The sequence below is a fragment of the Hydrogenophaga sp. BPS33 genome, assembly GCF_009859475.1.
Classification (GTDB): Bacteria; Pseudomonadota; Gammaproteobacteria; order Burkholderiales; family Burkholderiaceae_C; genus Hydrogenophaga.
Map to the genome: position 1 here is coordinate 4,761,577 of NZ_CP044549.1, position 25,575 is coordinate 4,787,151.

Sequence of the window (25,575 nt, forward strand, 5' to 3'; positions counted from 1 at the left end):
TCACGACCAGAGCACCAGTTCGCCATCAGGCATGCGCCCGACAAACGATCCGATGGAGATGCGGCTTCCGCCCGGCTGGGGCGTGCCGCCCGCGATCTCGTGCGGATTGCGGGTGTTGAAGATGACCACGTCTCCGGCCGAGGCCTTGTACACCGCCTTGGGCGCTCCTTCGACCAGTTCGCGTGAGAGTCCGTAGCTCTGCGGAATTTCTTCCTCGTCCACCTCCGGGTCCCACGGTGCGTTGTGCACCGTCGTCTCACCGCCGGACTGCAATTCTTCGGCAAAGAAGTTCCAGCCCAGCTGGCCGTCGATGCGGCCGATGGCGTAGTGCGGCGAGTTCACCGGCGCCCAGTCCACATGCAGATCCACCCCTTCGCCGGCGAAGCGGATGATGCCCGCGTAGTATGAACCGAGATCTTCCCGTGCCACGTGCACCGGGTTCGGCCACACCGCCTGCAAGCGGTCGATCAGGCGCTGCAGGGGATCGAACGTGCAGCGTTGCACGACGTCGACCAGATCGCGATCCGCCTGGGGAACGGCGGCGAAGAAGTCTTCCTTCTGCCGTCCCCAGCGGTACTCGAACTGCGCCATGCCGATGTAGCCAATGCGCTTGGCCACGCTGTAGTACTTGATGTTCCCGGTGCGCGCGGCTTCGGTGAAGCTCTTGCACTCGGCGAGCGTGGCAAATCCGGGGATGCGGATCACCGCGATCCGGTTGTCCAGCAACAGGCGCAGGTTGTCCTGCGTCAGCCCGTGCTCGCCTTCGGTGGTCCAGGTGGGTGCGGTGGAGGCCATGGCTTGCGCTCCTCAATCCTGCGACACCCAGGTCTTGCGGACCGGCGATTTGATCTCGAGCTGCTCGCAGTCCTCCAGCGCCTCGCTGAAGTGCGGCACACCACGGGGATGCCGCCAGGAGGTGCCCGGGCCTGCGATGAACTCCTCGCCCCCGATCACCAGACGGAGCTTGCCGCGGATCAGGTAGGCCACGGTCTCGTGGTCGTCGTGCTGGTGCACCGGATCGATCAAGCCCTTCTCGCGCAGCACGTGGAGCATGAGGATGTCCTCACCCACCATGGCGCGTCGCACTTCGACGACGCCCTTGGGCTTGACGCCCTCGACGGCGGCAAGGCGCTCGGGCGCGATGGCCGCCAGGGTGGTGAAAAAGCTCGCGGTGGGCGCGATGTAGCGGGGGTCGGTTGCCGTGGTCATCGTGGTGTCGTGCATCGGATTGCAGAAGCCCGCAGCGTAACAGCGATGCATTCAATTGTCGACAATCAACGGCGATTTTTTTGAAATCGCTTTTCATACTCCCTTGAACCACATCAAAACGGAACTTGATTGTGTACAATTCGACCAAATTTTCCGACGTCTCAGGAGAACACTTTGGGCGACTCACTCGGCTGGCGGCAGAAGTTCGCCGTCCTCATTCCCTCCACCAACACCAGCGTGCAACCCGAGTTCGATGCCATGCGCCCGGTCGGCGTCACGAACCACATCAGCCGCATCCGCATTCCCAACATCGCGTTGAACGGCGACGCCGATTTCCAACGCCTGATCACCCTGATCGCCGATGCCCAGGACGAAGCGGTGGACGCCGTGATGTCCTGCGAACCCGACCGCCTGGTGCTGGGCATTTCCGCCGAAACGTTCTGGGATGGCCTCAAGGCCAGCCGCGATCTGAAAAAGCACCTGGAAGAGCGCACGAAGCTGCCGGTTTCCATGGGCTCCGAAGCCTGTGCCGCCGCGTTCGCCGCCTTGGGAATGCGGCGCCTGGGTGTGATCACGCCCTACCAGCCCGTGGGTGACCGCAACGTGCTGCGTTTTTTCGAGGAATCGGGATTCGAGGTCCGACGCATCAAGGGCCTGAAGTGCGAGAGCCCGGTGAAGATCGCTCACGTGACAGAGACCGAGCTGCGCGACGCCCTGATCGAAGTGGACGGCGACGATATCGACGGTATCGTGCAGGTCGGCACCAACCTGGCGATGGCGCGTCTGGCGGCCAGCGCGGAGATCTGGCTCAAACGCCCGGTGGTCGCCATCAACACCGCCATCTATTGGCACGCGCTGCGCGAGTCCGGCATCACCGATCGGGTGAGCGGCTTCGGCGCTCTGCTGGAACGACACTGAAAGTAGCCGCGAGCATGACCATGGAAACCGTTGCAGGGCGTATCTACGGCGCCATCAAGGAAAAGATCATCGATGGCCGCTACCCGCCCGGAGGCCGCATCACCGAGCAGCAGGTCGCGGCCGAATTCAACACCTCTCGCACTCCCGTGCGCGAGGCCATGCGCCAACTGGTCGCCGATGGCTTCGCGCGTTTCAAGCCCAACAGCGGCACCGTGGTACGCGAGTGGTCGGCCGAAGAAATGCGCCAGATTTTCGAGCTTCGGGTGTTGATCGAAAGCGAAATCGCCGGATATGCCGCCACACGCATCACCGCCGAAGAGCTGGCGGAGCTGGTGCGCATCCAGGACGACATCGAACGCAACGGGCCCGACATCGGCACGGAGAACACTGCGCGCATCGGTCGGCTCAACCGCGAGTTCCACCGCATCGTCGCCCAGGCCAGCCGCAACGAACGGCTGGTGTCCATGCTGGCCAGCGCGATCGAGGTGCCCATCGTGCAGCAGACCTTCCGCCAGTACACCAGCAAGCGGCTGGCGCGCAGCTTCGGCCATCACCGCGAACTCATCGACGCCTTCCAGACCCGGGACAGCGCATGGGCGCAAAGCGTGATGAGCAGCCACATCCACTCGGCCAAGCAGACCCTGCTCGCGGAGAAGCTCCATGACAACGCCTGAGGCCACTTCCAGCGCCTTCGGCGCCTCCGTGGGATATGGCAGCCGCCAGGCGTTGTTGATGATCGACTTCGCGCAGGCCTACTTCATGCCGGATTCGCCCTTGTTCGCCAACTGCCCCGCGGTGGCCGAGCAGGCCGCGCGCCTGCTGGCCTGGGCTCGCGCGCGACGGATGCTGGTGTGCCACACGCGCGTGAGCTACCGCGCGGACGGTCTGGACGGCGGCGTCTTCTTCCGAAAGATCCCGGCCCTGCGCGTGTTCTGCGAAGGCCATCCGCTCGCCGCCTTCGTGCCCGCGGTGGCCCCGCGCGACGACGAACCCGTGGTCACCAAGCAATACGCCAGCGCCTTCTTCGGTACCTCGCTGGCGAGCCTGCTGCGGGCACAAGGCGTCGACGCCGTGTTGATCGCAGGCATGAGCACCAGCGGCTGCGTGCGCGCTAGCGCGGTCGATGCCATCCAGCACGGCTTCATGCCGGTGGTGGTGGGCGATGCCTGCGGCGACCGCCAACCGGCGCCTCACGAAGCCAACCTGTTCGACCTGGACGCGAAATACGCCGATGTGCGCACCCTGGCCCAGGTCCAGACCTCTCTTTCCTGAACACCCTTCGACCCATGGCACTCGAACACATCACCGTCCTCGACCTGACCCACATGCTCTCGGGGCCTTACGGCACCATGCTGCTGGCCGACCTGGGCGCACGCACGATCAAAGTGGAGCCTCCCGGTTCGGGCGAAGGCACGCGCCGCCTGCTGGAGCACGACCCGGACTATTCGCGCCATGGCATGGGGGCCTATTTCCTCACGCTCAATCGCAACAAGCACAGCGTCTGCATCGACCTCAAGAGCGAGGGCGGGCGCGCCGTTTTTCTCGATCTGGTGCGCCATGCCGACGTGGTGTTCGACAACTTCAGCGTCGGCGTGCCGCAGCGCCTGGGCATCGACCATGCAACGCTCGCGGCGGTGAACCCGCGCATCGTCACCTGCAGCGTCACGGGTTTTGGCGAAACAGGCCCCGACACGCAGCGGCCCGCTTTCGACCAGGTGGTGCAGGCCATGGGCGGCGGCATGTCCATCACCGGCACGCCCGAAACCGGCCCCGTGCGCAGCGGCATTCCCATTGGCGACCTCGGCGGCGGACTCTTCGGCGCCATCGGCGTGTTGTCCGCCCTGGCCGAACGCGAGCGCACCGGCTTGGGTCAGCATGTGGACGTGTCGATGCTGGACGTGCAGATCTCCATGCTCAACTACATGGCCACGATGCACCTCATGTCGGGCCACGTGCCCGAAGGCATCGGCAATGGCCACTTCGTGCACGTGCCCTACAACTGCTACCCCACCTCTGACGGTCATGTCATCGTGGCCTGCATCGGCGACGCCTTCTTCGAACGCTTCGCCGCCTTCAGTGGCATTCCCGAGCTGCAAGCCCCCGCCCTGAAAAAGCAGCCAGCGCGCTACGCCGCCAAGGCGCGCATCGACGCCTTGATCACCGAGCAGTTCCGCCAGCAGCCCACGGTGCATTGGGTGGCCCGCCTGCAGGAAGCGCGCATTCCGTGTGCACCCGTCAACAACTTCGCGCAGGCCTTGTCCGACGCCCAGGTGCGCGCGCGCGAGATGGTGAAAGACGTCACCCTGCACACCGGCGAGGTGCTGCCGATGCCGGGAAATCCGATCAAGCTCTCGGCCGCCCAGCCAGGCGAGTGGACCGCGCCGCCCACGCTGGGCCGCGATACCGATCGCGTGCTGCACGAACTGATGGGCTATGACGCGCAACAAGTGGCCGCGCTGCGCGCCGCTGGCGCGGTGGGATGATGGAGCGCATCCACATCACCGACGTCGCCCCCCGCGACGGTCTGCAGAACCAGGCGGTGCCGGTTTCCACGGCGCAGAAGCTTGCGCTGGTGGAACGCCTGGTGGCCGCCGGTGTGAACAGCGTGGAGATCACCAGCTTCGTCTCGCCCAAGGCCGTACCCCAGATGGCCGATGCGGCCGAACTGCTGCCGCAGGTGCTCGACCGGTTTGGCGCCTTGCGCAGCTCCGTGCTGGTGCCCAATCTCAAGGGGCTCGAGCGCGCGCATGCCGCGGGAGCGCGCGAGATCGCGGTGGTGCTCTCGGCCACCGAGACCATGAACCGCAAGAACATCAACATGGGCCTGGACGAGGCCACCGCGGTGAGCGAGCAGACCCTGCAAGCGGCGCTGGCGCTAGGCCTTCGCACACGCGCCTACGTGGCGGTGGCGTTCGACTGCCCCTTCGAAGGTGAGACACCGCTGGAGCGTGTCATCGCGCTGTCGCGGCGCATGGCCGAGGCCGGCGCCCACGAAGTCGTGATCGCCGACACCATCGGGGCCGCCTCTCCCGGCATGGTCAAGGAGCGCCTGAACGCGCTCACCCAAGCCATGGCGGCCGACCAGCTCGCGGTGCATTTCCACGACACGCGCGGCATGGGCGCCGCCAACGCCTGGGCCGCGCTGGAGGCCGGCATCCGCCGCTTCGACGCCAGTGTGGGCGGCATCGGCGGCTGCCCGTTCGCACCCGGTGCGGCGGGCAACCTCGCCACCGAAGACCTGGTGCTGCTGGCCGAGCGCAGCGGCTTTTCCACCGGCGTGTCGCTCCCCGGCCTGCTACAGGCGATCGATCTGGCGCAGGACGTCTTGCAGCGTCCGCTGGGCGGACGTTCCATGGCCTGGTTGCGCCGGCAACAGGCGCATGCGCGCGACGGCGCAAAAGGCGCCACCACCCGCTGAGCATCACGGAGTTCGTCAGGCGGCTGGCGCGCGCCGGGATGTTTCTGGTGGCGGCGTCAATCCCAGCTGCACCTCGATGCTGCGCGCGTCGAAGTAGTCGCGCTGGCGAAACATCTTGCCGTCCTTGAACTCGATCACCGAGGTGTACGGCAGCGTCACGTGGTGGCCGTTCTTGTCGTAACTCTCCACGCCTTCGCAGACCAGCACATCGCCCTGGCACAACAGGTTGAGCACCGTGAGGTGGTGGTTGCTCATGCCCTTGCCGAACCACTCGAAGAACTTGCGCCGGTCCTGCTTGCGCATCACGCGGTCGTAGGGCATGTTGCGGTACTCGACGTCGTCGTGCAGCTCGGCGATCAGCGCGTCGGCGTCGCGCCGGTGCACCGCGTCCATGTAGCGGTGGAAGGTGTCCAGATGGGATGGCGACATGGTGTTCATTTCTCGGCGAAGGCGCGCTCGATGACGAAGTCACCCGGCGTGCTGGTGTTTCCCTCACGAAAGCCCCGCCCCTCCAGGATGTGCTTGAGGTCCGCCAGCAGGCCCGGACTGCCGCACAGCATGACGCGGTCTTCGGCTGGATCGAGCGGCGGCAACCCCAGGTCGGCACTGAGCTTGTCCGTCTCGATCAACTCGGTGACGCGCCCCTGGTTGCGGAACACCTCGCGCGTGACGGTGGGGTAGTACAGCAGCTGGTTCGCGATCGTCTCGCCCAGCAGTTCGTGCCGCGGCAGGTGGTCGGTCACCAGGTCGTGGTACGCGAGCTCATCCACCTGGCGCACGCCGTGCACCAGCACCACCTGTTCGTATTTCTCGTAGGTGTCGGGGTCGCGGATGATGCTCATGAAAGGCGCCAGGCCGGTGCCCGTGCCGACGAGGTAGAGGCGGCGGCCCGGCAGCAGGTAGTCGATCAACAGCGTGCCGGTGGGCTTGCGGCCGACGATGACCGTGTCGCCCACCTGCACGTGCTGCAGGCGCGAGGTGAGCGGTCCGTCTTCCACTTTGATGCTGAGGAACTCCAGGTACACCTCGTGGTTGGGGCTGACGATGCTGTAGGCGCGCAACAGCGGCTTGCCGTCCACACGCAGACCCAGCATGGTGAAGTGGCCGTTGGAGAAGCGCAGACTCTCATCGCGCGTGGTGGTGAAGGTGAACAGGCGGTCCGTCCAGTGGTGGACGGACAGCACCTTTTCTTCGCTGAAGGCGCTCATGGAGTACCTTCGCCCTGCGGGCTGCGGGCTGCGGTGCGAGCTTGCTTGGGAACGGCCCGGCGCTGCGCTCATATCTGTGGTCGGGCGGTGTAGAGCAGATCGTCGGGCTTGCGCCGGCCGCGCACCAGCTTCTCTGGCGCGGGAGCCACCAGGCCGCGCCCCCAGGTCTCGGTGAACGGCATCTCGTGGTTCCAGTCGTAGGCGACGCGGTGCACCGCGATGCGCCATTCGCCGCCGCGCCGCTCGAAGCGGTCCACGAAACGCGACATGGTGAGTGTGTCGAACTTCTCGCCGTCCTTCTTCAAGCGGGTGAAGTTCAGCACGTGCGCCTCGGCGTGCGCGGCGTCGCCATCGATCTCGATCAGCACGTTGCTCAGCGAATGCGTCACCACGCGCGCCGGATGCACGATCAGCGCGGCCCACTTCTCGATGTACTCGGCCATGGGCAGGCGCGTGTGCCCTTCGTCGCGCACGGCGTCGGGGTGGAAGCAGGCGCGCATGAGGTCCAGGTCGCCCCGGTCCGAGGCACGCGCGTAACGGTAGAACACCTCGGTGATGGCCTGCTTGTCCAGCAGCGCCTGCACGGGGTCCGTCACTTGAGGCCGCTGCGCTTGATCAGCGCGCCCAGTTGTGCCGAGTCGTTGCGTCCGAGTTCGGCGAACCGGGCTTCGGTGAGCGTACCGGGGTCGTAGCCCATGGCGAACAGTTTCTCGACGACGCTCGGTTGCGCCAGCACCTTCATGGTCTCGTCGGCCACGCGTTTGACCACTTGCGGCGGTGTCTTCGCGGGCATGAACAGGCCGGCCCACGAATACGTGGTGAAACCCGGGTAGCCCGATTCGCCGAAGGTCGGTACCTGGGGCATGGCTTTGGAGCGCGCCGCGCCCGAGACGGCGATGAGCCTGACCTTGCCCGCGTCCACCATGGGCTTGATGCCGGCGAGATCGAGAATGGCCATCGGTATCTGGCCGGCCCCGAGATCGGTCGCCGCCGGTGTCGCGCCCTTGTAGAGCACGTGTTCCAGGCTCAGTCCCGCGGTCTCGGCGAGGTTGAAGCCCATGAGGTGGCCCAGCGAGCCCTTGCTGGCCGAGGCATAGAAGCGCATTTGCGGATCGCGCTTCATGTGTGCGATGAGTTCGGCGACCGTGGTGGCGTCGGTGCGCGCGGTGCTCACGCCCATCCACAACTGCGCCTTCACCATTTCGGCCACGGGCGCGAAATCGTCCAGCGGCTTGTAGGGCAGCGTGTCGTTGAGAAACGCGTTGAGCAGCAAGGCCTGGTTGTTGAGCAGGATGGTGTGGCCATCGGGCGCGGCGCGCGCCACGTATTCGCTGGCGATGATGGTGCTCGCACCGGGCTTGTTCTCCACCACGATGGGCTGGTTGAACACCGGGCGCAACCCGTCGGCCAGCAGGCGGCCCAAGGCGTCGCCGCCGCCACCGGCCGCGAACGGCACGACCAGCTTGATCGGCTGGCTGGGCCAGGCGGTCTGCGCGGCGGCGGGTCCACGCGCCAGGCCACTGGCCGCGAGCGCGGACCAGGCCAGCACGTGTCGGCGGCTGAGCGGGCGTGAAGGTGCATTGAAAGCCATGGTGCGTGTCTCCAGTGGGGTTATCGGTCTTGGGGAGGCGGATGAGGTTCAGGCTGGCGAGACATCCACGGGGATACCGCCCTGGTGGACCATGCCGGTCAGCGGGTCGACGCGCGCGCGGCTGCTGGTGAGCGCGCAGACATTGGCGTCGATGTAGCCGTGCGGAAAACTGACCACGCCCCGGCGCAAGGCGCTGCTCGTGCGCACCGTGCCGGTCACGCTGCCGGTGTCGTTGGAGAGGCGTGCGGCCATGCCATCGTTCAGGCCCGCGGCGGCGGCGTCTTCCGGGTTCATGAGAATGTCGGGCTCGTCGCGCCCGCCGCCCACCAGCGCCATGCCGGCCAGTTGCGAGTTGTAGTGGCGGAACTGGCGGCGCGGAATCATGCGCAGGCCGTCCACGCGGTGCTCGCTGCGCGCGCGCAGCTGGTCCACCAGCAGTTGGGGCGCGAGCGTCCAGCGGCCACCGGGCAGCATGTGTTCACGCACCCAGCCGAAGGTGGCGTGCTCCGACACCACGGCCGTGGGGGCGTCGCGCAGCGCATTGAAATCCACGCGTCCACGGTCGGCCATGAGCCGCAGGATGTCGTCGTTACGCGCGGTGGCCGCGTCCAGGTCTTTCGGCGCCACGCGCAGGCCCAGTTCCTCGCCCAGGCGCACCATCACCTGCCACATGGGCCGACGCTCTGCGCTGGGTTCGAAGATGGCGGGCGTGTAGGAGCCCGACACGGCCTGGCCCAACCGGCCGAGGTAGAAGTTCACGTCGGAGCGTTCCAGCGGACCGAGCACCGGCGCCACGTGCGTGGCCAATGCGGTGGTGGCGTTGTCGCGCAGCTCGGCGACGATCAGCACGTCCAGCTGGGCCAGGGCCGCGCGGGTGCGCGCCACGTCGGGGTACGAGGTGAGGATGCTGTTGCCGATCAGCACGACCGCGCGCACGTGGCCGGCCTCGATCTCGTCGCACAGGGCCGCGCCGGGGTGCTCGAAACCGATCGAAGGAATGTCGGGCCGGCTCGAGGGGCCGCCGCGCTCCACCGTCTCGGGCGCCGTCTCCATCGCGCGCGCGGGCGGGCGGCGGTCCATCTGCGAGAAAAAGCCCGGGTTGAACCACATGCCGCCCTCGGTGTCGTACGACCCGGTCACGATGGACAGCGCCCAGGTGAGCCATTCGGTGAGGTTGGCCGTCTCGGCAAACGTGACCCCGGTGCCGGTCTGGATGGCCACGCGGCGGTGGCGGCGAATGGCCGCGAGCAGTTGCCCGGCCTGCGCGGCGGGGATCTGCGTGAGTGCCACCACGCGCTCCAGGTCGTAGCTTTGCACGGCTGCGCGCAGGCCGTCCACACCGCGTGCGTGGCGCTCCAGGTAGTCCATGTCCGCGCCCTCTTGCAACAACTCGCGCACCAACCACGCCAGCAGCGCGTACTCGGTGCCGGGCACGGGCGCCACGTGCGCGGTGGCGAGCTTGGTGGACTCGGTCTGGCAGGGGTCGATGATCCACAACTCGCCTTGCGCGGCCAGCTTCTTCAACTGCACCACCGGGTTGCAGAAGGCGTTGCAGTGCCCATGCGAGACCACCGGGTTCATGCCGATCAGCACCACCAGCGTGGCGTTCTCGTGGTCCAACATGGGCGCGAGCCCATAGGTGCCGCCGACCAGCCGCGACACCAGCGGCTTGCAGGGCGTGTCCACCGTCATGTGGCTGTAGCGGCTGCGGCTGCCCAGGGCCTTGTGGAAGCGGTCGGTCATCCAGCGCCCGGTGGCGTCCGAACTGAGTGCGGCGCCGGTCACTACCGCGATCGCGTCCGCGCCGTGCGCCTCGCGCACCCGCCGCAGTCCCTCGCCCGCCGAGGCGTACCAGGTGTCCCACGCCACCTCGCCCTCGCCACGGATGCGTGGCCGGTTCAAACGGTCGGGATGCGCATGGTCCAGCCCCATGGCCAGACCCTTGGGACAGGAGTGCCCTTGCGACAGCGGATGGGCCTTGTCGCCACGCACCTTGGTGACGACGCCGTCCTCCACCGTGACGAACATGCCGCAGGTGGCAATGCAGTAGCGGCAGAACGTCTTGTGCTCGGTCTTCACAGGTGCTCCAGAATTTTCAACTATCGTAATGAAAGTGAATTTTGAGCCAAGCCGCCACTTTTTCCACAAGGGTTTACTCCAATATGGCGAGTGATTCGGTATTTCAAAGGCGCCCATATACTTTCATTAGGAAAGCTATCAACCCCAAACCAAAACCCCATGATCCTGTACCTCGCCGATCAGATCGAGGCTTTCGAGCACGCCGGCTGGTGGCGCGAACGCACGCTGGCCGATGTGTTTTTCGCCCACGCCCAGGCGCATCCCACTCGCCTGGCGATCGTCGACGCGCCGAACCGCGAGGCCCTGGTGGGCACGGCGCCACGGCGGCTGGACTACGCCACGCTGGCGCGCGAGGTGCGCGAGACCGCCGCGCGCCTCTGGGGTGTGGGTGTGCGGGCCGACGATGTGGTGGTGCTGCAGTTGCCCAACATCCTCGAACTGCCAGTGATGTACCTCGCATGCGCCACGCTGGGCGCCATCGCCAGCCCCATGCCCGTGCAATACCGCGAACACGAAATGCGCGAGGTGTTCGCGACGCTGGGCGACGCGGTGCGCGCCGTCGTCTCCACCGCCACCTTCAAAGGCGCGCCCCTGGCCGATGCGTTGTTCGAGACGGCGCGCTCTCTGCGCCCGGGCGTGCCGTTGCTGCACGTGGGCAGCCCGGGCGAGGTGGCGGGTGGCACTGCGCTGGCGCGCCTGCCGGCCGCGCCGCTGCCGGCCTCGAACGTGGGCGGCAACGATGTCTGCACGCTGTGCTGGACCTCGGGCACCGTGGCCCAGGCCAAGGGCGTGCCGCGCACGCACAACAACTGGCTGCTCAGCGGCGAAGGCCTGGCCGAAGTGGCCGGCCTGGTCGATGGCGACCGCGTGCTGTGCCCGTTCCCGATGGTCAACATGGGTGGCATCGCCTCCTCGCTCACCACCTGGCTCACGGTCGCCGGCACGCTGGTGTTGCACCACCCGCTGGACATCGAACTGTGCCTGCGACAGATCCAGGACGAACGCGTGAACTTCACCGTGCTCGGCCCCTCGCTGCTCAACAGCGTGCTGCAGGACGAAGCGCTGCTCACGCGCTACGACCTGCGCTCGCTGCGCTGCGTGTTCTCGGGCTCCGCCCCCCTGTCACCCTGGATGATCGAGCAGTACCAGGCGCGCCTGGGCATCGAGATCGTCAACTCCTTTGGCTGCAGCGAGGGCCTGTCGATGCACGCCACCGCGCGCGACGTGCCCGACCCGCGCGAGCGCGCCGTGCTGTTCCCCCGCCTCGGCCACGACCCGCGCTGGCAATCGCGCCTGGCGCAACGCATGGTCACGCGGCTGGTGGACCCGCTCACCGAGCGCGAGATCACCGAAGCGGGCATTGCGGGCGAGCTGCGCGTGCGCGGACCCAGCGTGTTCTCGGGCTACTACGGCCGGCCCGACCTGAACGCGACGGCCTTCGACGCACAAGGCTGGTTCCGCACCGGCGACATGTTCGAGATCGCGCCCGACGCGAGTGGTGCGCTCGCTTACTATCGCTTCGTGGAACGGCTCAAAGATCTGATCATTCGCGGCGGCATCAACATCGCGCCCGCCGAACTCGAGGCACTGATCCTCACGCACCCGCAGGTGCGCGACGCGGCGGTGGTGGGCTACCCCGACGCCATCCTGGGCGAGCGCGTGTGTGCCGTGGTGGTGCCCGCGCCCGGTGCGACGCCCGACCTGGCCAACCTCCAGCAGCACCTCAGCCACGCCGGCCTGGCCCGCTTCAAATGGCCCGAGCGCGTGGTGCTGCGCGAGGCGCTGCCGCGCAACCCCATGGGCAAGGTGCTCAAGCGCGAACTGCGCCAGGAGATCGCCTGCTGATGGTTCCCGCCGGCATCTGCTCCAGCGCCTTCGCGCGCGCCTTCGCCGAACTGGCCGCCGACCGCTGGGGGTTTCTGGTGATCCTGGGCGCCTTCCGGGGCAACCGCCGCTTCCAGGACTGGGAACGCAGCGCCGGCTTCACGCCCAGCGTGCTCGCCAACCGCCTGCGCCACATGGTCGAGGTGGGCGTGCTGCGCCAGCGTCCCATCGACGGCAACGGCGACCGCCTGGAATACCGGCTCACCGACAAGGGCCTGGGCCTGCACGCCTGGGCCTTGGCCGTGTGGCGGTGGGAACGCGATTGGCACGAGATCGCATCCGTTGCCGACGACGGCCGCTTCCCCGTGCTGGTGCACCGCAGTTGCGAAGCCGAGACCACGCCGCAATTCGTGTGCGACTGCTGCGCCGCACCGCTCGAACCCGAAGCCGTGCGCTGGCGCGCCGGGCCTGGGCTGGACGACCACAACTACCTGGCGGGCCTCACCTCGCGCCGCGCCGAAAGCAGCGCGAGCGATGCGCGCCCGAAGTACGCGGGCGGCGCGTTCGACCTGATCGGCGACCGCTGGACGCTGGCCCTGACCGTGGCGCTGTTCCAGGGCATCCGCCGCTACGAAGCGCTGCGCACGGAGGTGGGCGTGTCCACCAACATCCTCGCGCTGCGGCTCAAGCGCATGGTGGAAGACGGACTTATCGCGCGCGAACGGCAAGGCGAACACTCGGAGCGCTTCGAATACACGCTGACCGACAAGGGCCGTGCGCTCTACCCCGTGGTGCTGGGCCTCACGCAATGGGCCGACCGCTGGCTCAGCGGCAAGGATGGCATTCGTTTTCGCATGCACCACATGGGCTGCGGCGCGGACTGCCGCACGGAAGTGCGCTGCGACGTGTGCGCACAACCGCTCACGCCACACGATGTGGCGGTGCGCCTGGTCAGCGGCAAAGAACTGGAGCGTGCGCGCCGACGAAGGAAGAAGAACATCTGAAGGCCAGAGCACGAATAGACCGAGACTGCTGCCACGGCGTGCGGACGGTCGTCACACTTCAAGCGACAACGCCCCACACTCAAAGCCCCGCAAAGCCGTCACCAGCACACCACCCAACTCGCGCTGCCGCGCACGCGACATGCGCACATTGCGCGCGGCCACGCTCACGCCGACGAAACCCGTGTCGGACAGACGCACCGCGCAGCCCACGCCACGCGCTTCGCCGGTTCGGTGGTCCGACGCCTGCGCATAGCCCAGCGAGCGCGTTTGCGCCACGCCATCGTGCAGCCACGCCAGCGAAATGCCGGCAGTCCGGTATTCCGCCTGGTGGCGGTCGTAGGTGGTGGCGATGTCATCGTCGGACCAGCGCGCCAATACGCCCATGCCCACCGCGCTCACGCCCAGCACGCGCCGAATGCCCGGCGCGACGATCAAGGCCTCTTCCGGTTGGTGTGCCTCTTCGCGGTGCAGGCACAGCGCATGGTCGCCGCTGCGCACCATGAGGAACACGGTGTCGCCCGACTGCCGCGCCACGTCTTCCATCAAGGGCCGGAAGCGTTGCACCAGGTGTGCGCTGGCCGAGGGTGCCACACCCAGTTGCATGGCTTCGATGCCCAGGCGGTAGCGCTTGCTGTCGGGCGCGCGGTCCACGAAACCTTCTTCGATCAGGCACGCAAGCTGGCGGTGCACGGTGGAGCGGTCCAGGCCACTGAGCACGATCGCGTCCGTCAGGCGCAGCCCTTGGGGATGGTGGCGCGCCACCAGGCGCAACAGCTCCAAAGCCTTGCCGGCGCTGCGCGCGCCCATCACGCGCCGGGTCATTCCTTGCGCTCCCCGGGCCAGGCGTGCGGCCCCAGTTCGTGCGCCAGCAGCGTGCCGAGTTCGTGGCGGCGCTCTGGCGGCATGCGCGCGTCCAGGGCCACGATGCTCATGCCGACCAGGCTGTTGGCCGAGAGGTGAACCGCGCCGCCGACGCCGCGCAACAAGGTCTGGCGGTGGTCCTGCCGGTCGGCAAAGCCCGCGCTGCGCGCCTGCCGCCACGCCTTGTGCAGCACGCCGAACGGCATGGCCACGCGTTCGTATGCGGTCAACTGGCGTTGGTGCGACGCGGCCAACTCGGCCTCTTCCAGCTGCGCCAGCATCGCCAGGCCCGCAAGGCTGCGCCCCAGCAGCACCTGCTGGCCGACCTGCACCGCCAAGGCCTTCACCACCGGTCCGCCTTCCTCGCGGTGCAGGCACAAGGCATGGTCGCCGGTGCGCACCATCAGAAACACCGTGTCACCGGTCTGGCGCGCGAGGCGGCGCATCAAGGGCTGGAAGCGTTCCACCACCGGCGACATGCCGGCCGACACCCAGCCCATTTCCAGCGAAGCCATCCCGAGCCGGTACGCCTTCGAAGGCGCGGCACGCTCGACGAGACCGTATTCCTCCAGGCAGGCCAGCAGGCGGTGCGCGGTGGAACGGTCCTGGCCGGAGCAGGCCATGAGCTCGGTGAGCCGGATGCCCTGCGGGTGGTGCGCCCCGACGTGCCGCAGCAAGGCCATGGCCTTGCCGGCGCTGCGCGTGCCACTCAGGGGGTCGACGTTTCTCATGGATTGGGAAAGACTTGCGGAACCAGTTGCGGAGGCAATTGTGGACCAGTTCAATGGCACTCCGAATGTCGCGCGCGACCGGCCGAGTCTGGTGCGTGGTCTCTTTTCTTTTCAAGGGCACACGATGAAAGCAATCGAAATTTCCCAACCCGGTGGACCTGAGGTGCTGGTCCCCGCCGAGCGGCCCGTCCCCACACTGCGCGCGGGCGAGGTGCTGATCCAGGTGGCGGCTGCGGGTGTGAACCGGCCCGACGTGGGCCAGCGCGCCGGCCGCTACAACCCGCCACCGGGCGCGTCCGACCTGCCGGGCCTGGAAGTGGCCGGCACCATCGCCGCGCTCGGCGAAGGCGTGAGCCAATGGAAAGTGGGCGACGCGGTGTGTGCCCTGACCCCGGGCGGGGGCTACGCGGGTTTCTGCGCCACGCCGGCCGACCACTGCCTGCCGGTGCCCGCCGGCCTGTCGATGACCGAAGCGGCGTCGCTGCCCGAGACCTTCTTCACCGTGTGGAGCAACCTGTTCGGCCCGCACGGCCTCAAACCGGGCGAGAGCGTGCTGGTGCAAGGCGGCTCCAGCGGCATCGGGGTGACGGCCATCCAGCTCGCGCACGCCCTGGGCCACAAAGTGTTCGCCACGGCGGGCAGCGAGGCCAAGTGCAAGGCCTGCGAAGCCTTGGGCGCGCACGCGATCAACTACACGCAGCAGGACTTCGTGGAGGTGGTGCAGGAAGCCACGCAAGGCCGTGGCGTGGACGTGGTGCTCGACATGGTGGGCGGCGACTATGTGCCACGCCAGATCCAGGTGCTCGCGCCCGACGGCCGCCTGGTGATGCTGGCCTTCCTGCGCGGCGCGCAAGCCGCCGTGCCGCTGGGCGACGTGGTGTTCAAGCGCCTGGTGATCACCGGCTCCGCCTTGCGACCGCGCTCCATCGAATTCAAGGCCGAGATCGCGCGGCAGCTGCGCGAGAAGGTCTGGCCCCTGATCGAGGCGGGTACTGTGCGGCCGGTGGTGCACAGCACCTTCCCGCTGGAAGAAGCGTGGCGCGCGCACGCGCTGATGGAGTCCAGCCAGCACATCGGCAAGATCGTGCTGACGGTGGACTGAAACCGACTCAGCTCTTCGGTGCCGTTTTGCCTTGAGCGGCCAATAGCTGGTTGCGGTCGTAGTACTCGCGCCAGAGCGAGATCAGCGGGCCGTCGAACTCCAGGATGCCGACGACGGGCACGGAGTTGCTCACGCCGTCGACGATGACTTCGTCGCGTCGCTCGCACACCACCGCGCCCGCCACCACACCGATGCGGTCGATGTGCAGCTTGACCTGCTTGTCCGGCGAGGTCAGCATGAGCATGCGCTGGTAGAACGCCTCGCGGCCCCGGGTGGGCTCGTCCTTCATCATGGAATGGATGGCGCCGTCCTCGGTGAGCAGGTCGGCGCAGGTGCGCCAGTCCTTCTTCTCCCAGGCGTCGGCCATCTTGCGGAAGGTGGCGATTTTCTGTTCGTCGGTGAGTGTGGATGCCATAGCCTCGAGACCCTTCATGAAATGGATGGAACAGGTGCTACGGTAGACCGGCCGCGCCCGGCCGGTCAACGCCTTTTCCAGGGCATTCCCAATGGATGGGAATTCAGACCGGGCGCGGCGGTTCGGCCATCACCAGCAGCACCCGCGCCGGGGCGTTGCCGTGGTTGACCAGCATCCGCGCTTCGCCGGGCGCAATGCGGCAACTGTCGAGCGCGCGCAGCACCTCGGTGCGCGAAACGCCGTCGGGCAAGCAGCCGGTGATCTCCAACGTGCCGTCGATCACCACGTAGAACTTCTCCGCTGCCGACGCGGTGAGCGTCGTGCGCCCCCCGGGGGCCACGAGGGACAGGCCGATCCAGGCCGCGTCGCCCGGCCCGGCCTCGCGGCCCTGCAGACGCCGCATCTCAAAGCCTTCGTGTCCCGGCGCATCGTAGGCAGGCGCTTCGGCGTGTCGAACCAGGTGCATGCCGGTCTCCAGGTTCAGGGCGCGAGCACCACGCGCGCGGAAGACCCCGCGATCACGCGCTGGTAGGCGTCTGTCGCCTGGTCCAGCGGCACCAGGCTATCGGCATCGACATCGAACGCCCGCAGCGAGCCGTCGTCGAATCCCGGGGCCAGCGCCTTGAGGATGGCCGCGCAATCCACCACGCTCAGCTTGAGGCTGTCCACGCCGAGCAGGTGCAGGTTGCGGCGGTAGAACATCAGGATGTCGAACGGCACCGTGCGTTCGATGGTGGAAATGAGGATCTGCGTGCCACCGACGGCCAGGCCCTGCAGCGCAGCGGCGAAGTAAGGCGAACCCACGCTGTTGTAGGCGATGTCCACGCCGCGGCCGTCCGTGGCCGCCAGCAAGGCCTCGCCCAGGTCGGCGCGCGTGCCATCCAGTGCCAGCACCGGCTGGCTGCTGTGGCCGCCGTAGCCGCGCGCGCCGCGCTCGACGGCGATCACGCGCGCACCGGCGCGGGTGGCCAGCTGGACCGCGGCCTGCCCCACCTTTCCGTTCGCACCCAGCACCGCCACCGTCTGGCCCTCGCCGCGCAGGCCCGCGCGGCGCAAGCCTTCGAAGGCGGTGATGAAGGGGACACCCACGGTGCCGGCCGCTGCCATCGGCACGCGCCCGGGCTTGCGCACCAGCGCCGCCACCGGCAGCACCAGGTAGCGCGCGTGGCTGCCGTCGCGGGTAATGCCCAGGTCACCGCCCGTGCCCCAGACCTCGGCACCGATCCATTCGGCGGGCCCGGACACCACGCGCGCGGCGAAGTCGCGCCCGGGTGTGCGTGGCCAGATCGCCTGGGGCATCAAACCGAGCGCGGCCTTGACGTCGCTGGGGTTGACGGCGGTGGCCAGCACTTCGACCACCGCATGTCCGGGCAGTGCCTCGGGAGCTTCCTGGGTTTGCAGTTGCAATTGGAGCGCTTCAGGTGAAGCCGCTTTGTGCACCACGCGCAGCGCGCGCGAGGGAATGGAAGAGGTCATGTTGAAAATCCTTGGCGGGAAAGAAATCAGTGCAGCGCGTTGTTGACGCGCAATCCCCAGCGCTCGCGCGCCTGCCCTGGCGTGGCGAGTTGCCCGCCGAGGTCCTCGACGATGCGGCGCGCCTTGCGCACCAACTCCGCGTTGCTGCGCGCGAGCACACCCTTGTCGAGGTAGATCGTGTCTTCGAGCCCGATGCGCACGTTGCCACCGAGCAGGTGCGCCTGGGCCACGGCGGGAAAGGCATGCCGACCCACCGCGAAGGCCGACCAGCACGCCTGGGGCGCGATCAGCGAACGCGCCAGCGCCATCGCACCCGGCGCGAACGGCAACGCATACCGCACACCCATCACGAAGGTGTAGAGGCCAGGGCCCTGCAAGGTGCCGTCGGCGATCAGCGTCTGCGCCAGCACGAGGTCGCCGGTGTCGAAGCATTCCAGCTCAGGCACCACGCCATGCGCGCGGATCACGGCGGCCATGCGGCGCACGTTGGCCGGCGTGTTCATCACCACCTGCTCGCCCGAGTTCATGGTGTTGAGGTCGAGCGAGCACACATCGGGCCTGAGCGCGGCGATGTGGGCCACGCGCTGCTCGGGCGGCAGCAACGACGTGCCGGGGCCGGCCACGCGGGGCTCGTCGGCGCTGGGCACGAAGCGCCCGCCGGGTCCGGTGGTGAGGTTGATGATGAGCTCGGGCCGCTCGCGGCGCAGGGTGTCGACCACACGGGCGTAGAGATCGACATCCATAGACGGCGCGCCGGTGGCGGGATCGCGCACGTGGATGTGCACGGCCGCAGCGCCGGCATCGGCCGCTTCCAGGCAGGCGTCGCTGATCTGCGCCGGTGTGACCGGCAGGTGTGGCGTCTGGTCCGGCCGCGTGAGGTTGCCGGTGACGGCACAGGTGAGGATGGTGGTCTGTTCCATAGGAAAAAGAATCTGTTCAACCCAGATGGCGTCCGCCGTCGGCAACGATCACGCTGCCGGTGGCGTAACGCAACGCGGTGCAGCAGGCCACGATGGCGGCGGCCACGTCGTCGGCCACCCCCACGCGTTTCAGGGGCAGCGTGGCCCCGACGCGTTCGTTGAAGGCGGCATCGCGCCCGGCCACGAACGGCGTGTCGACCACGCCCGGGGACACTGCGAGGCAGCGGATCTGCGGCGCCAAGGTCTTGGCCAGCGCACGCGTGAGCGCATCGGTGCCAGCCTTGGCGGCGGCATATGCGAGGTTGCTGCCCAGGCCGGTGAAAGCAGCAATGGACGACACATTGACCACCACGGCATCGCCCGCCGCCTTCATCTGGGGTGCGAAGGCACGCACCGCTGCGAAGCTGCCGCGCCAGTGGGTGGCGAAGATGCTGTCGATCAGCGCGTCGTCGAGCCCGTCGAGGTCGGCCGCAGGCACCGGACGCGTGAAGCCGGCGCAGTTGACCAGCACCGTGGCCCGGCCCACTTCTTGTTCGACGGCCTGAGCGGCGCGGCGCAAGGCGTCGCTGTCGGTCACGTTGGCTTGCAGGGCGCAGTGACCGCTTCCCGCCAATCGCACCAACGCCGGCGCGGCGGCCGCGGGCGCACTGCGCTGCAGCAACACCACCCGCGCGCCCAGCGCCGCCAGGCGCTCTGCCGTGGCCAGGCCGATGGCGCCGGTGCCGCCGGTGATGACGGCGATCTCACCGTCCAGCCGCTCGCGCGGCGCGAAACTTCGTTCGTCTTGCATGTGTTTCTTCAAGGCAAAGGGCAATGGGGAAGATGGGGTTCGCCCGGCTCCAGACGCAACTCGATGTCCAGGCCGAAGCCGCCATGGCCATCGGGTTCGAAGCGGCGCAGCAGCGAGCCCACGGCGCCGAACACCACGTCCTCGTGGGCGTGTGGGTCTTCGATGTCGAAGTACTGCGTGGCCAGCACCTTGTGGCCGTCGGCCACGACGATGAAATGCAGATGGGCCGGGCGCATGACGCCGCGCCCTTGTGCCGCCAGCAGTTCGCCGCAAGGGCCATCCACCGGCACCGGGTAGCCGGCGGGCCGCACGCTGCGGAAGTGGAACCTGCCTTGCGCGTCGGTGAGGAACACACCGCGCAGGTTCATGTCTTCCTGCTCGGGGTCCTGGTTCTCGTAGAGCCCCTGGGGCGAGGCCTGCCAGGTCTCCACCCGGGCGCCCACCAGCGGAGATCCATCGAGCGAGCACACACGGCCCTTCACGAGCAGCGGCGCGCCAGGCGTGTCGGCAGTGGCGACGCTCTCGCCGTGCGCGCGCACCGGCTGGTGCGCGCGCCAGAACGGCCCGACCAGGGCGGGCTCGGTGCCGCCCCGGGCCAGCGCCTCGCGCGCGCCGCGCAGCTGCACCAGCGTGGCCAGGCCCAGGATGTCGGCCAGCAAGATGCCCTCGTTCTTGCGCGGCCCGCTGGCCTGGCCGATGCGCACCAGAAAGTCCAGCGCCAGGTCGAGTTCGGCCGGCGTCAGATCCACGTCGAGCGCGAAGGCGTGGACGTGGCGGATCAGCGCATCCATGACCTGCTTCAAGCGCGCATTCGAGGTACCGGCGTTGGCCCGCAGCACCGCGGCCAGCAGCTCGGCGGGGTCGGAGGCCGACAGCCCGGCAGAGGGGAGATCGTGCGTGTGCATGGTATTCGCGCCCGTCATCGCATCAACGCCTTGGCGTTGTCGCGGTAGATGGCCTGCAGCTCGCTGGCGCTCAGGCCCGATTTCTCCAGGCCCTCGGCAATCTTGGCCGGCTCGACCCAGGGGAAGTCGGAGCCAAACACGATCTGCGAGGTGGGCACGATCATCTTCAGGATGCCCATGTGCACCGCGTCGGCGGCCGCTGCCGTGTCGTAGTAGAAGCGGCGGAAGTGGTGCAACCGCGAATCGGGCGGTGCCACGCGCGCGAGCGACTCGGCCGTTTCGCCCACCAGAAAACGCTGCGCCCAGATGCTGCCGCCGCCGTGCGACCAGATGTAGCGCACATCGGGCGTGGCCTTGGCGGTACCGCCGTGGATCAGGCTCACCATGGCGCGCGCCAGGTCCGAGCCCAGTTCCACGAAGGTGGGCAGGATGCCGGGCTGGAAGTTCCAGGCGCAGCAGTTGGGCGCGGTTGCGTGGGTGTAGACCACCGCCTTGCGCCGGTTGAGCTCGGCCCACACCGGCGCGAAGGACTTGTCGCCCAGCCACTTGTCGTCGTAGCTCGAGAGCAGGCCCACGCCGTCGGCCTTGAGCACGTCGAAGGCGTATTCGATTTCGCGCAGGCTGCCTTCCACGTCGGGCAAGGGCAGCACCGCGAAATGGCCGTAACGGCCCGGGTGGTCGGCCTTCATGCGCGCGGCAAACTCGTTGAGCTCGCGCGCGGCGCGTCGCGATTCGGCCACGTCGCCGAACCACACGCCCGGCTGCGTGACGGACAGAAAGGCCTTCTCCACGCCGCCACGGTCCATGGCTTCGAGGTCTTTCTCCACCGTCCAGCTCTTGAACTGGTCGAAGCCGAGCACGGGTTGCTTGAGGTGCTGACGCTCCACCAGCTTGACCCACTCGGGCGAGAAGAAGTGGTGGTGAAAGTCGATGCGCGAGCCTTTGCCTGCCAGGGTCTGGGCCAGTGGCCGGCCTTCGGGCACGAGCGCACCCGCGCCCAGCGCCCCCAGGGTGCCAAGCGAGCCGAACAGGCCCAGGAAGCCGCGGCGCGAAGGTGCGCAGGCCTTGCCGTCGGACGGTGTTTGTGGGGTGTGGTCCATGTGCATGCCTCCCGGTTCAGAAGCTGTGGCGGATGCCGAATTCAATGCCGTTGGCGTTCGCGCCGGCCTGGGCCGGCAGCGGCGATGCGGGCCAGTTGGGCAAGCCGGTGCTGCTGACCTGCTGCGCCGAGGCGCCCCGGTTGCTGACGAGCGCGTAGGTGCCGTAGACCGCCGTGCGCTTGGAGAGGTGGTGCACATAGCCCAGTGCGAGCTTGCTCCAATCGTCGGCGCTGCTCGCGCGGTTGTAGCGGCTGTAGGCCGCGCGCCATTCGCCCGCGCCCTGGCGCAACGTCGCGCCGATCAACAGGGCGTCGATGCGCGCGCCGCGCGTGTCGGTCTCGCGGGCCCAGAAGGCCATGGGCGTGATCGAACCGAAGCTATAAGACACGGCCAGGTTGGTGGCCTTGACCTGCGCCGGCACGATGGCGGTCCCCGTGTTGCGCCGGCCCACGGCGCCGGCCACGTTCAAGGCCTTGTCGGCATAACCCAGGCGCGCGCCGACGTAGTTGTTGTTGTTCGAGGCGTTTGCGCTGCCGGCGGGCTCCTCGCCCAGCGCGACCTGCGCCTGGCCATACCAGCCGCCGAGTTGGCGTGGCAGCAGGTAGGTCAAGGCGTTGCTCACGCGGATGGGCGAGCCCAGCATGCTGTACACGGTCGGCTGGCCGATACCAGTGCCGCCGAACGGATCGAACCACGAGGGGTTCAGGTTGGTAGCGGCCATGTCGCGGCCCAGCCGCAGCTCGCCCCAATTGCCCATGAGGCTGACGGTGGAGCGGCGCTGGAAGCCACCGGGCGAGATGCCGGTGTCGGCAGCGACCGTGCTTTCCAGCCAGAAGCCCGCGGACAGGCCACCGCCCAGGTCTTCGGTGCCGCGCAGGCCAAAGCGCGTATGGGTGTTGCCGCTGTAGCTCATGGCGGTCATGCCCGCATCGCCGTGCGAGACGCGCGCGACGCCGAGGTCGACCACGCCGAACAGCGTGACTTGCGATTGCGCGGCAGCGCCGCCGCAGGTGCCGAGCGCTGCGAGGGCCAAGGTGAAGGAGACGTTGAAGCAGGTTTTTTTCATGGAGGTGTCTTCTGATGGGATGTGAAAGGGAAACGGGCGCGCTGGCACATCAATGGCAAATAGAATGAATGCTCAACATTGATTCGAAATGCCAATGAACATCACCTTGCGCCAATTGCGCGCTTTCGTGGAAGTGGTGCACAGCAGCGGCTTCACCGCGGCGGCGCGCAAGCTGCATCTCACACAGTCGGCCACCAGCCTGCTGGTGCGCGAGCTGGAGTCGCAGCTGGGCCTGGCGCTGGTGGACCGCACCACGCGCCAGATCGCACTGACCGATGCAGGCCGCGAGCTGTTCGACAGCGCCGAACGCATCCTGGCCGACGTGGAACATGCGGTGGCCAACACGCAGGACCTGGTGCAGAAGCGGCGCGGCCGGGTGACGGTGGCAACCACGCCGTTTCTCGCCGCCAACTTCCTGCCCGAGGTGATCGCGCAGTTCCAGTCCACGCACCCCGCGATCACGGTGCGCATCGCCGACCTGCCCACCGACCAGTTGGTGCGGCTGGTGGAGAACGGCGACGCGGACATGGGCTTCGGCGTGTTCCCGCAGATGGACGTGGCGCTGGAACGCGCCACCTTGCTGCGCCACAGCCTGGGCGTGATGCTGCCCGCGGGCTGGCCGCTGGCGCAGCGCCGCCGGCGCCTGAAGTGGGCCGATCTCGAAGGCCAGCCCATGATCGGCCTGGTTCCGGCCGGCGGCTTTCGCAACCTGGTCGATCCGATGCTGCAGCGCGAAGGCGATCCCACGGCACTGCGCTTCGAGGTCGGCCACCTGAGCACGGCGGTCGGCCTGGTCGAGGCCGGTCTGGGCGCGACCGTGGTGCCCGCCTATGTGGGTGCGCTGGTGCGATCGACCCGCGCGCGTTTCCGCGAGCTCAGCGACCCGGTGATCCACCGACAGGTCGAGCTGGTGTGGCGCGCCGCGCGCTCGCTCTCGCCGAGCGCGAGCGCCTTTCGCAGTTGCCTGGAGGCGCGCTGCAAACAGCTCTGAGTGCTGGCGCACAGTGACCCCCTTGGCGTTCAGCGCGGCACGCACGGCTTGGCCTTGGAACAGGTGTCGCCGATCACCGCCACCGCGTGGATCTCGATCAGCATGCCCGGCACCGCGAGGTTGGACACCGTGATCTGAGCGCTCGCGGGAAAGTTGCGCTCGGGAAACATCTCGGTGCGCACCTTGGAGAACGTGGCGCCGTTGCGCGCGTCGGTCAGGTAGGCCGTCATGCTCACGATGTCTTTCAGGCTGCCACCGGTGCGCTTCAAGGTCTGCTCCAGCAGGGCGAAGATGGTGCGCGTCTGCGCTTCGAAGTCGCCCTTGATGTCCTTGCCGTTGAGGTCGGTGGTGGTGGTCTCGCCCGCGAGCCACACGGTGCGCCCGCCTTCGGTGACCACGGCGGGTGAATAGGAGCGGCCCTTCGTGCGCTCGCCATGTTCCAGGTAGTCGGCCGCGCCCGCGTGGGGCAGCAGCGCGCCGGTCAGGGCCAGAGCGGCCAGCCAGCGGGGGGTTCGGTGTTGCATCAAGGTCTCCTCAAGGGTGGTGGTGCGGCGGACTCTGCGGCCCGCCTGGGTTGAAAAAGCGGGTCAGGCCTCGGCGTAGCGCCGGGCCAGCGAGCGCATGGCGTCGGCCGCGTCGCGCACGATGGCGGTGCTGTCCCAGCGCGTCGGCTGGCCGCGGCGCAGCAGCACGCGGCCATCGACCAGCACCGTGTCCACGTTGGCGGGCTGGGCCGAATACACGAGGGCGTGGGCCGGGTCGAACACCGGGGCCAGGTTGAGGTCGGTGGCGCGCACGATCTGGATGTCGGCGCGCTTGCCCGGCGTGAGCGAACCGATGAGCGCGTCCAGCCCGAGATCGCGCGCGCCGTCCAGCGTGGCCAGGCGCAGCAGGCGGCGCGCGCTGAGCGGCTGGCGGCTGCCGAAGCGCTGCTTGTGCGACCACAGCAGCGCGCGCATGCAGGCGAAGAAGTCGGCGTTGGCAGAGGCGCCCGAGCTGTCGACCGACAGGCTCTGCTGCACGCCGGCCTCTTCCATTTCCTGGAACTGGATCACGCCGCGTGTGGCCTGCGCGTACAGCATTTCGATGGTCGGCGAACAGGTAATGGTGGTGCCGGTGGCCGCCATGCGCGCGCAGTCGCTTTCCGTCATGCCCTGCGGATGCACGAGCTGCAGGTCCTTGCCGAGCAGGCCGTGCTCGTCAAGCGCCGGCACGATGCCCAACCGGGCGTGCATGGTCAGCGGCAGGCCGAGCCTGCGCACGCTGGCGAACTCTTCGCTCACCACGGCAATGGGCACCGCACCGCGCGGGTTGGTCACCGGCGTGCGCAGCGCGGCACCCAGGGTGAGCAGGTCCGACGGCAGGCCTTGGCGCTGCACCCGGGCCAGGTCGTCCAGATCCATGGCCTGGTCCAACGGCCGGTCCTGCCCCCAGCCGTAGGCGAAACGGCCGCGCAGGCCCATCTCGGCCATGGCGCGCAGTTCCGCGTCGGCATGGGCAGGCGTGCGGATGTTGTGGGCCCAGTTCTGCACCGTGGTGATGCCCGAGAGCAGGCCCTCGGCCAGTCCCAGGCGCACCGAGCGGTAGCTGTCCTCGGGGGTGAACAAGGGCCCGGCCCCTAGCGTGACCGGAAAGTAGCCGTGCTCCGGGTCGTCACCGCGCACCAGGGCACGCAGCGCGCAATTCCACAAGTGCCAGTGCGTGTCCACGAAACCGGGCAGCACGATGGTGTCGCGCGCATCGATTTCGGGCACGCCGTTCGCCGCCAGCCCGGAGCCGACCGCGACGATGGCACCGTCGCGCACATGCACGTCGCCACCGGGCAGATCGCCCAGCGCCGGGTCCATGGTGAGCACGTGGCCGCCGCGGACGATGAGCTCCCGGTCGAGGCCGGAACGGGGTGACGGGGGTGTCGAAGGCACGAAGAATCTCCTGCGCCACGCGTGGGCGCATCGTTGTCGCTGACA

28 protein-coding genes are annotated in these 25,575 nt (G+C 68.2%); 9 read left to right on the forward strand and 19 right to left on the reverse strand.

Going from position 1 to position 25,575, the window contains the following annotated elements; all coding sequences use genetic code 11:
- On the reverse strand, positions 1 to 795 hold the full coding sequence (locus F9K07_RS21910) for a hypothetical protein (protein ID WP_159595434.1): 795 nt from the start codon (positions 793 to 795) through the stop codon (positions 1 to 3).
- Between the two features lie 12 nt (positions 796 to 807).
- Positions 808 to 1,260 carry a cupin domain-containing protein gene (locus F9K07_RS21915; protein ID WP_201451464.1) on the reverse strand — a complete coding sequence of 151 codons (453 nt, stop codon included), beginning with the start codon at positions 1,258 to 1,260 and terminating at the stop codon, positions 808 to 810.
- A gap of 123 nt (positions 1,261 to 1,383) precedes the next feature.
- Between F9K07_RS21915 and F9K07_RS21920 the strand changes: the two genes are divergently transcribed.
- Genes F9K07_RS21920 through F9K07_RS21940 form a run of 5 tightly spaced genes read left to right on the forward strand, consistent with a single transcriptional unit; the run spans position 1,384 to position 5,545 of the window.
- Positions 1,384 to 2,127 (forward strand): maleate cis-trans isomerase family protein, encoded by a 744-nt coding sequence (locus F9K07_RS21920; protein WP_159595435.1) that lies wholly within the window; start codon positions 1,384 to 1,386, stop codon positions 2,125 to 2,127.
- Positions 2,128 to 2,141: 14 nt separating this feature from the next.
- A complete protein-coding gene (locus F9K07_RS21925; protein WP_159595436.1) occupies positions 2,142 to 2,801 on the forward strand; it encodes a GntR family transcriptional regulator in 660 nt (219 codons plus the stop codon).
- Complete coding sequence (locus F9K07_RS21930) at positions 2,788 to 3,399, forward strand: isochorismatase family protein (RefSeq protein WP_159595437.1); 612 nt, start codon at positions 2,788 to 2,790, stop codon at positions 3,397 to 3,399. Before F9K07_RS21925 ends, F9K07_RS21930 begins: the two co-directional genes overlap by 14 nt.
- 14 nt (positions 3,400 to 3,413) lie before the next feature.
- Positions 3,414 to 4,610, forward strand: a complete 1,197-nt coding sequence (locus F9K07_RS21935; RefSeq protein ID WP_159595438.1) for a CaiB/BaiF CoA transferase family protein — start codon at positions 3,414 to 3,416, stop codon at positions 4,608 to 4,610.
- A complete protein-coding gene (locus tag F9K07_RS21940) occupies positions 4,607 to 5,545 on the forward strand; it encodes a hydroxymethylglutaryl-CoA lyase (protein WP_159595439.1) in 939 nt (312 codons plus the stop codon). Before F9K07_RS21935 ends, F9K07_RS21940 begins: the two co-directional genes overlap by 4 nt.
- A gap of 15 nt (positions 5,546 to 5,560) precedes the next feature.
- Here the strand turns inward: F9K07_RS21940 and F9K07_RS21945 are convergent, their stop codons facing one another.
- The 5 genes from F9K07_RS21945 to F9K07_RS21965 form a co-directional block, all read right to left on the reverse strand.
- A complete protein-coding gene (locus F9K07_RS21945) occupies positions 5,561 to 5,974 on the reverse strand; it encodes a nuclear transport factor 2 family protein (protein ID WP_159595440.1) in 414 nt (137 codons plus the stop codon).
- A gap of 5 nt (positions 5,975 to 5,979) precedes the next feature.
- Positions 5,980 to 6,753, reverse strand: coding sequence for a ferredoxin--NADP reductase (locus tag F9K07_RS21950; protein ID WP_159595441.1), 774 nt, complete (start codon positions 6,751 to 6,753; stop codon positions 5,980 to 5,982).
- Positions 6,754 to 6,821: 68 nt separating this feature from the next.
- On the reverse strand, positions 6,822 to 7,349 hold the full coding sequence (locus F9K07_RS21955) for a nuclear transport factor 2 family protein (protein WP_159595442.1): 528 nt from the start codon (positions 7,347 to 7,349) through the stop codon (positions 6,822 to 6,824).
- Positions 7,346 to 8,344, reverse strand: coding sequence for a Bug family tripartite tricarboxylate transporter substrate binding protein (locus F9K07_RS21960; protein WP_159595443.1), 999 nt, complete (start codon positions 8,342 to 8,344; stop codon positions 7,346 to 7,348). Before F9K07_RS21960 ends, F9K07_RS21955 begins: the two co-directional genes overlap by 4 nt.
- Positions 8,345 to 8,392: 48 nt before the next feature.
- On the reverse strand, positions 8,393 to 10,423 hold the full coding sequence (locus tag F9K07_RS21965; protein ID WP_159595444.1) for a molybdopterin-containing oxidoreductase family protein: 2,031 nt from the start codon (positions 10,421 to 10,423) through the stop codon (positions 8,393 to 8,395).
- A 159-nt stretch (positions 10,424 to 10,582) separates the two neighbouring features.
- On the opposite strand from F9K07_RS21965, the gene F9K07_RS21970 reads away from it, so the two are divergent.
- The gene (locus tag F9K07_RS21970; protein ID WP_159595445.1) at positions 10,583 to 12,268 is read left to right on the forward strand and encodes a class I adenylate-forming enzyme family protein; all 1,686 of its coding nucleotides are present in this window, start codon (positions 10,583 to 10,585) and stop codon (positions 12,266 to 12,268) included.
- Entirely contained in the window at positions 12,268 to 13,251 is a 984-nt protein-coding gene (locus F9K07_RS21975) for a winged helix-turn-helix transcriptional regulator (RefSeq protein WP_159595446.1), read from the forward strand. Before F9K07_RS21970 ends, F9K07_RS21975 begins: the two co-directional genes overlap by 1 nt.
- 51 nt (positions 13,252 to 13,302) lie before the next feature.
- Here the strand turns inward: F9K07_RS21975 and F9K07_RS21980 are convergent, their stop codons facing one another.
- Complete coding sequence (locus F9K07_RS21980; RefSeq protein ID WP_159595447.1) at positions 13,303 to 14,073, reverse strand: IclR family transcriptional regulator; 771 nt, start codon at positions 14,071 to 14,073, stop codon at positions 13,303 to 13,305.
- Complete coding sequence (locus tag F9K07_RS21985; RefSeq protein ID WP_159595448.1) at positions 14,070 to 14,843, reverse strand: IclR family transcriptional regulator; 774 nt, start codon at positions 14,841 to 14,843, stop codon at positions 14,070 to 14,072. The genes F9K07_RS21980 and F9K07_RS21985 overlap by 4 nt, the downstream gene beginning before the upstream one ends.
- Positions 14,844 to 14,967: 124 nt before the next feature.
- Here F9K07_RS21985 and F9K07_RS21990 point away from each other — a divergent pair, with 124 nt between their 5' ends.
- The gene (locus tag F9K07_RS21990; protein ID WP_159595449.1) at positions 14,968 to 15,945 is read left to right on the forward strand and encodes an NAD(P)H-quinone oxidoreductase; all 978 of its coding nucleotides are present in this window, start codon (positions 14,968 to 14,970) and stop codon (positions 15,943 to 15,945) included.
- Between the two features lie 7 nt (positions 15,946 to 15,952).
- Here the strand turns inward: F9K07_RS21990 and F9K07_RS21995 are convergent, their stop codons facing one another.
- The 8 genes from F9K07_RS21995 to F9K07_RS22030 form a co-directional block, all read right to left on the reverse strand.
- The gene (locus F9K07_RS21995) at positions 15,953 to 16,360 is read right to left on the reverse strand and encodes a limonene-1,2-epoxide hydrolase family protein (RefSeq protein ID WP_159595450.1); all 408 of its coding nucleotides are present in this window, start codon (positions 16,358 to 16,360) and stop codon (positions 15,953 to 15,955) included.
- A 103-nt stretch (positions 16,361 to 16,463) separates the two neighbouring features.
- Positions 16,464 to 16,826: a cupin domain-containing protein gene (locus F9K07_RS22000; RefSeq protein ID WP_159595451.1), complete on the reverse strand. Its 363-nt coding sequence runs from the start codon at positions 16,824 to 16,826 to the stop codon at positions 16,464 to 16,466.
- A 14-nt stretch (positions 16,827 to 16,840) separates the two neighbouring features.
- Positions 16,841 to 17,836: a quinone oxidoreductase family protein gene (locus F9K07_RS22005; protein ID WP_159595452.1), complete on the reverse strand. Its 996-nt coding sequence runs from the start codon at positions 17,834 to 17,836 to the stop codon at positions 16,841 to 16,843.
- A gap of 26 nt (positions 17,837 to 17,862) precedes the next feature.
- On the reverse strand, positions 17,863 to 18,756 hold the full coding sequence (locus tag F9K07_RS22010; protein WP_159595453.1) for a 3-keto-5-aminohexanoate cleavage protein: 894 nt from the start codon (positions 18,754 to 18,756) through the stop codon (positions 17,863 to 17,865).
- Positions 18,757 to 18,772: 16 nt separating this feature from the next.
- The gene (locus F9K07_RS22015; protein ID WP_159595454.1) at positions 18,773 to 19,546 is read right to left on the reverse strand and encodes an SDR family NAD(P)-dependent oxidoreductase; all 774 of its coding nucleotides are present in this window, start codon (positions 19,544 to 19,546) and stop codon (positions 18,773 to 18,775) included.
- Positions 19,547 to 19,554: 8 nt separating this feature from the next.
- Entirely contained in the window at positions 19,555 to 20,469 is a 915-nt protein-coding gene (locus F9K07_RS22020; RefSeq protein ID WP_159595455.1) for a dioxygenase family protein, read from the reverse strand.
- On the reverse strand, positions 20,466 to 21,551 hold the full coding sequence (locus tag F9K07_RS22025; protein ID WP_159595456.1) for an amidohydrolase family protein: 1,086 nt from the start codon (positions 21,549 to 21,551) through the stop codon (positions 20,466 to 20,468). The genes F9K07_RS22020 and F9K07_RS22025 overlap by 4 nt, the downstream gene beginning before the upstream one ends.
- A 16-nt stretch (positions 21,552 to 21,567) precedes the next feature.
- On the reverse strand, positions 21,568 to 22,617 hold the full coding sequence (locus F9K07_RS22030; RefSeq protein ID WP_159595457.1) for a porin: 1,050 nt from the start codon (positions 22,615 to 22,617) through the stop codon (positions 21,568 to 21,570).
- 94 nt (positions 22,618 to 22,711) lie between these two features.
- Between F9K07_RS22030 and F9K07_RS22035 the strand changes: the two genes are divergently transcribed.
- Positions 22,712 to 23,608: a LysR family transcriptional regulator gene (locus F9K07_RS22035; RefSeq protein ID WP_159595458.1), complete on the forward strand. Its 897-nt coding sequence runs from the start codon at positions 22,712 to 22,714 to the stop codon at positions 23,606 to 23,608.
- A gap of 29 nt (positions 23,609 to 23,637) precedes the next feature.
- Here the strand turns inward: F9K07_RS22035 and F9K07_RS22040 are convergent, their stop codons facing one another.
- Positions 23,638 to 24,132 carry a RidA family protein gene (locus tag F9K07_RS22040; RefSeq protein ID WP_159595459.1) on the reverse strand — a complete coding sequence of 165 codons (495 nt, stop codon included), beginning with the start codon at positions 24,130 to 24,132 and terminating at the stop codon, positions 23,638 to 23,640.
- Positions 24,133 to 24,195: 63 nt separating this feature from the next.
- Complete coding sequence (locus F9K07_RS22045; RefSeq protein ID WP_159595460.1) at positions 24,196 to 25,530, reverse strand: amidohydrolase family protein; 1,335 nt, start codon at positions 25,528 to 25,530, stop codon at positions 24,196 to 24,198.
- Positions 25,531 to 25,575 lie beyond the last annotated feature (45 nt).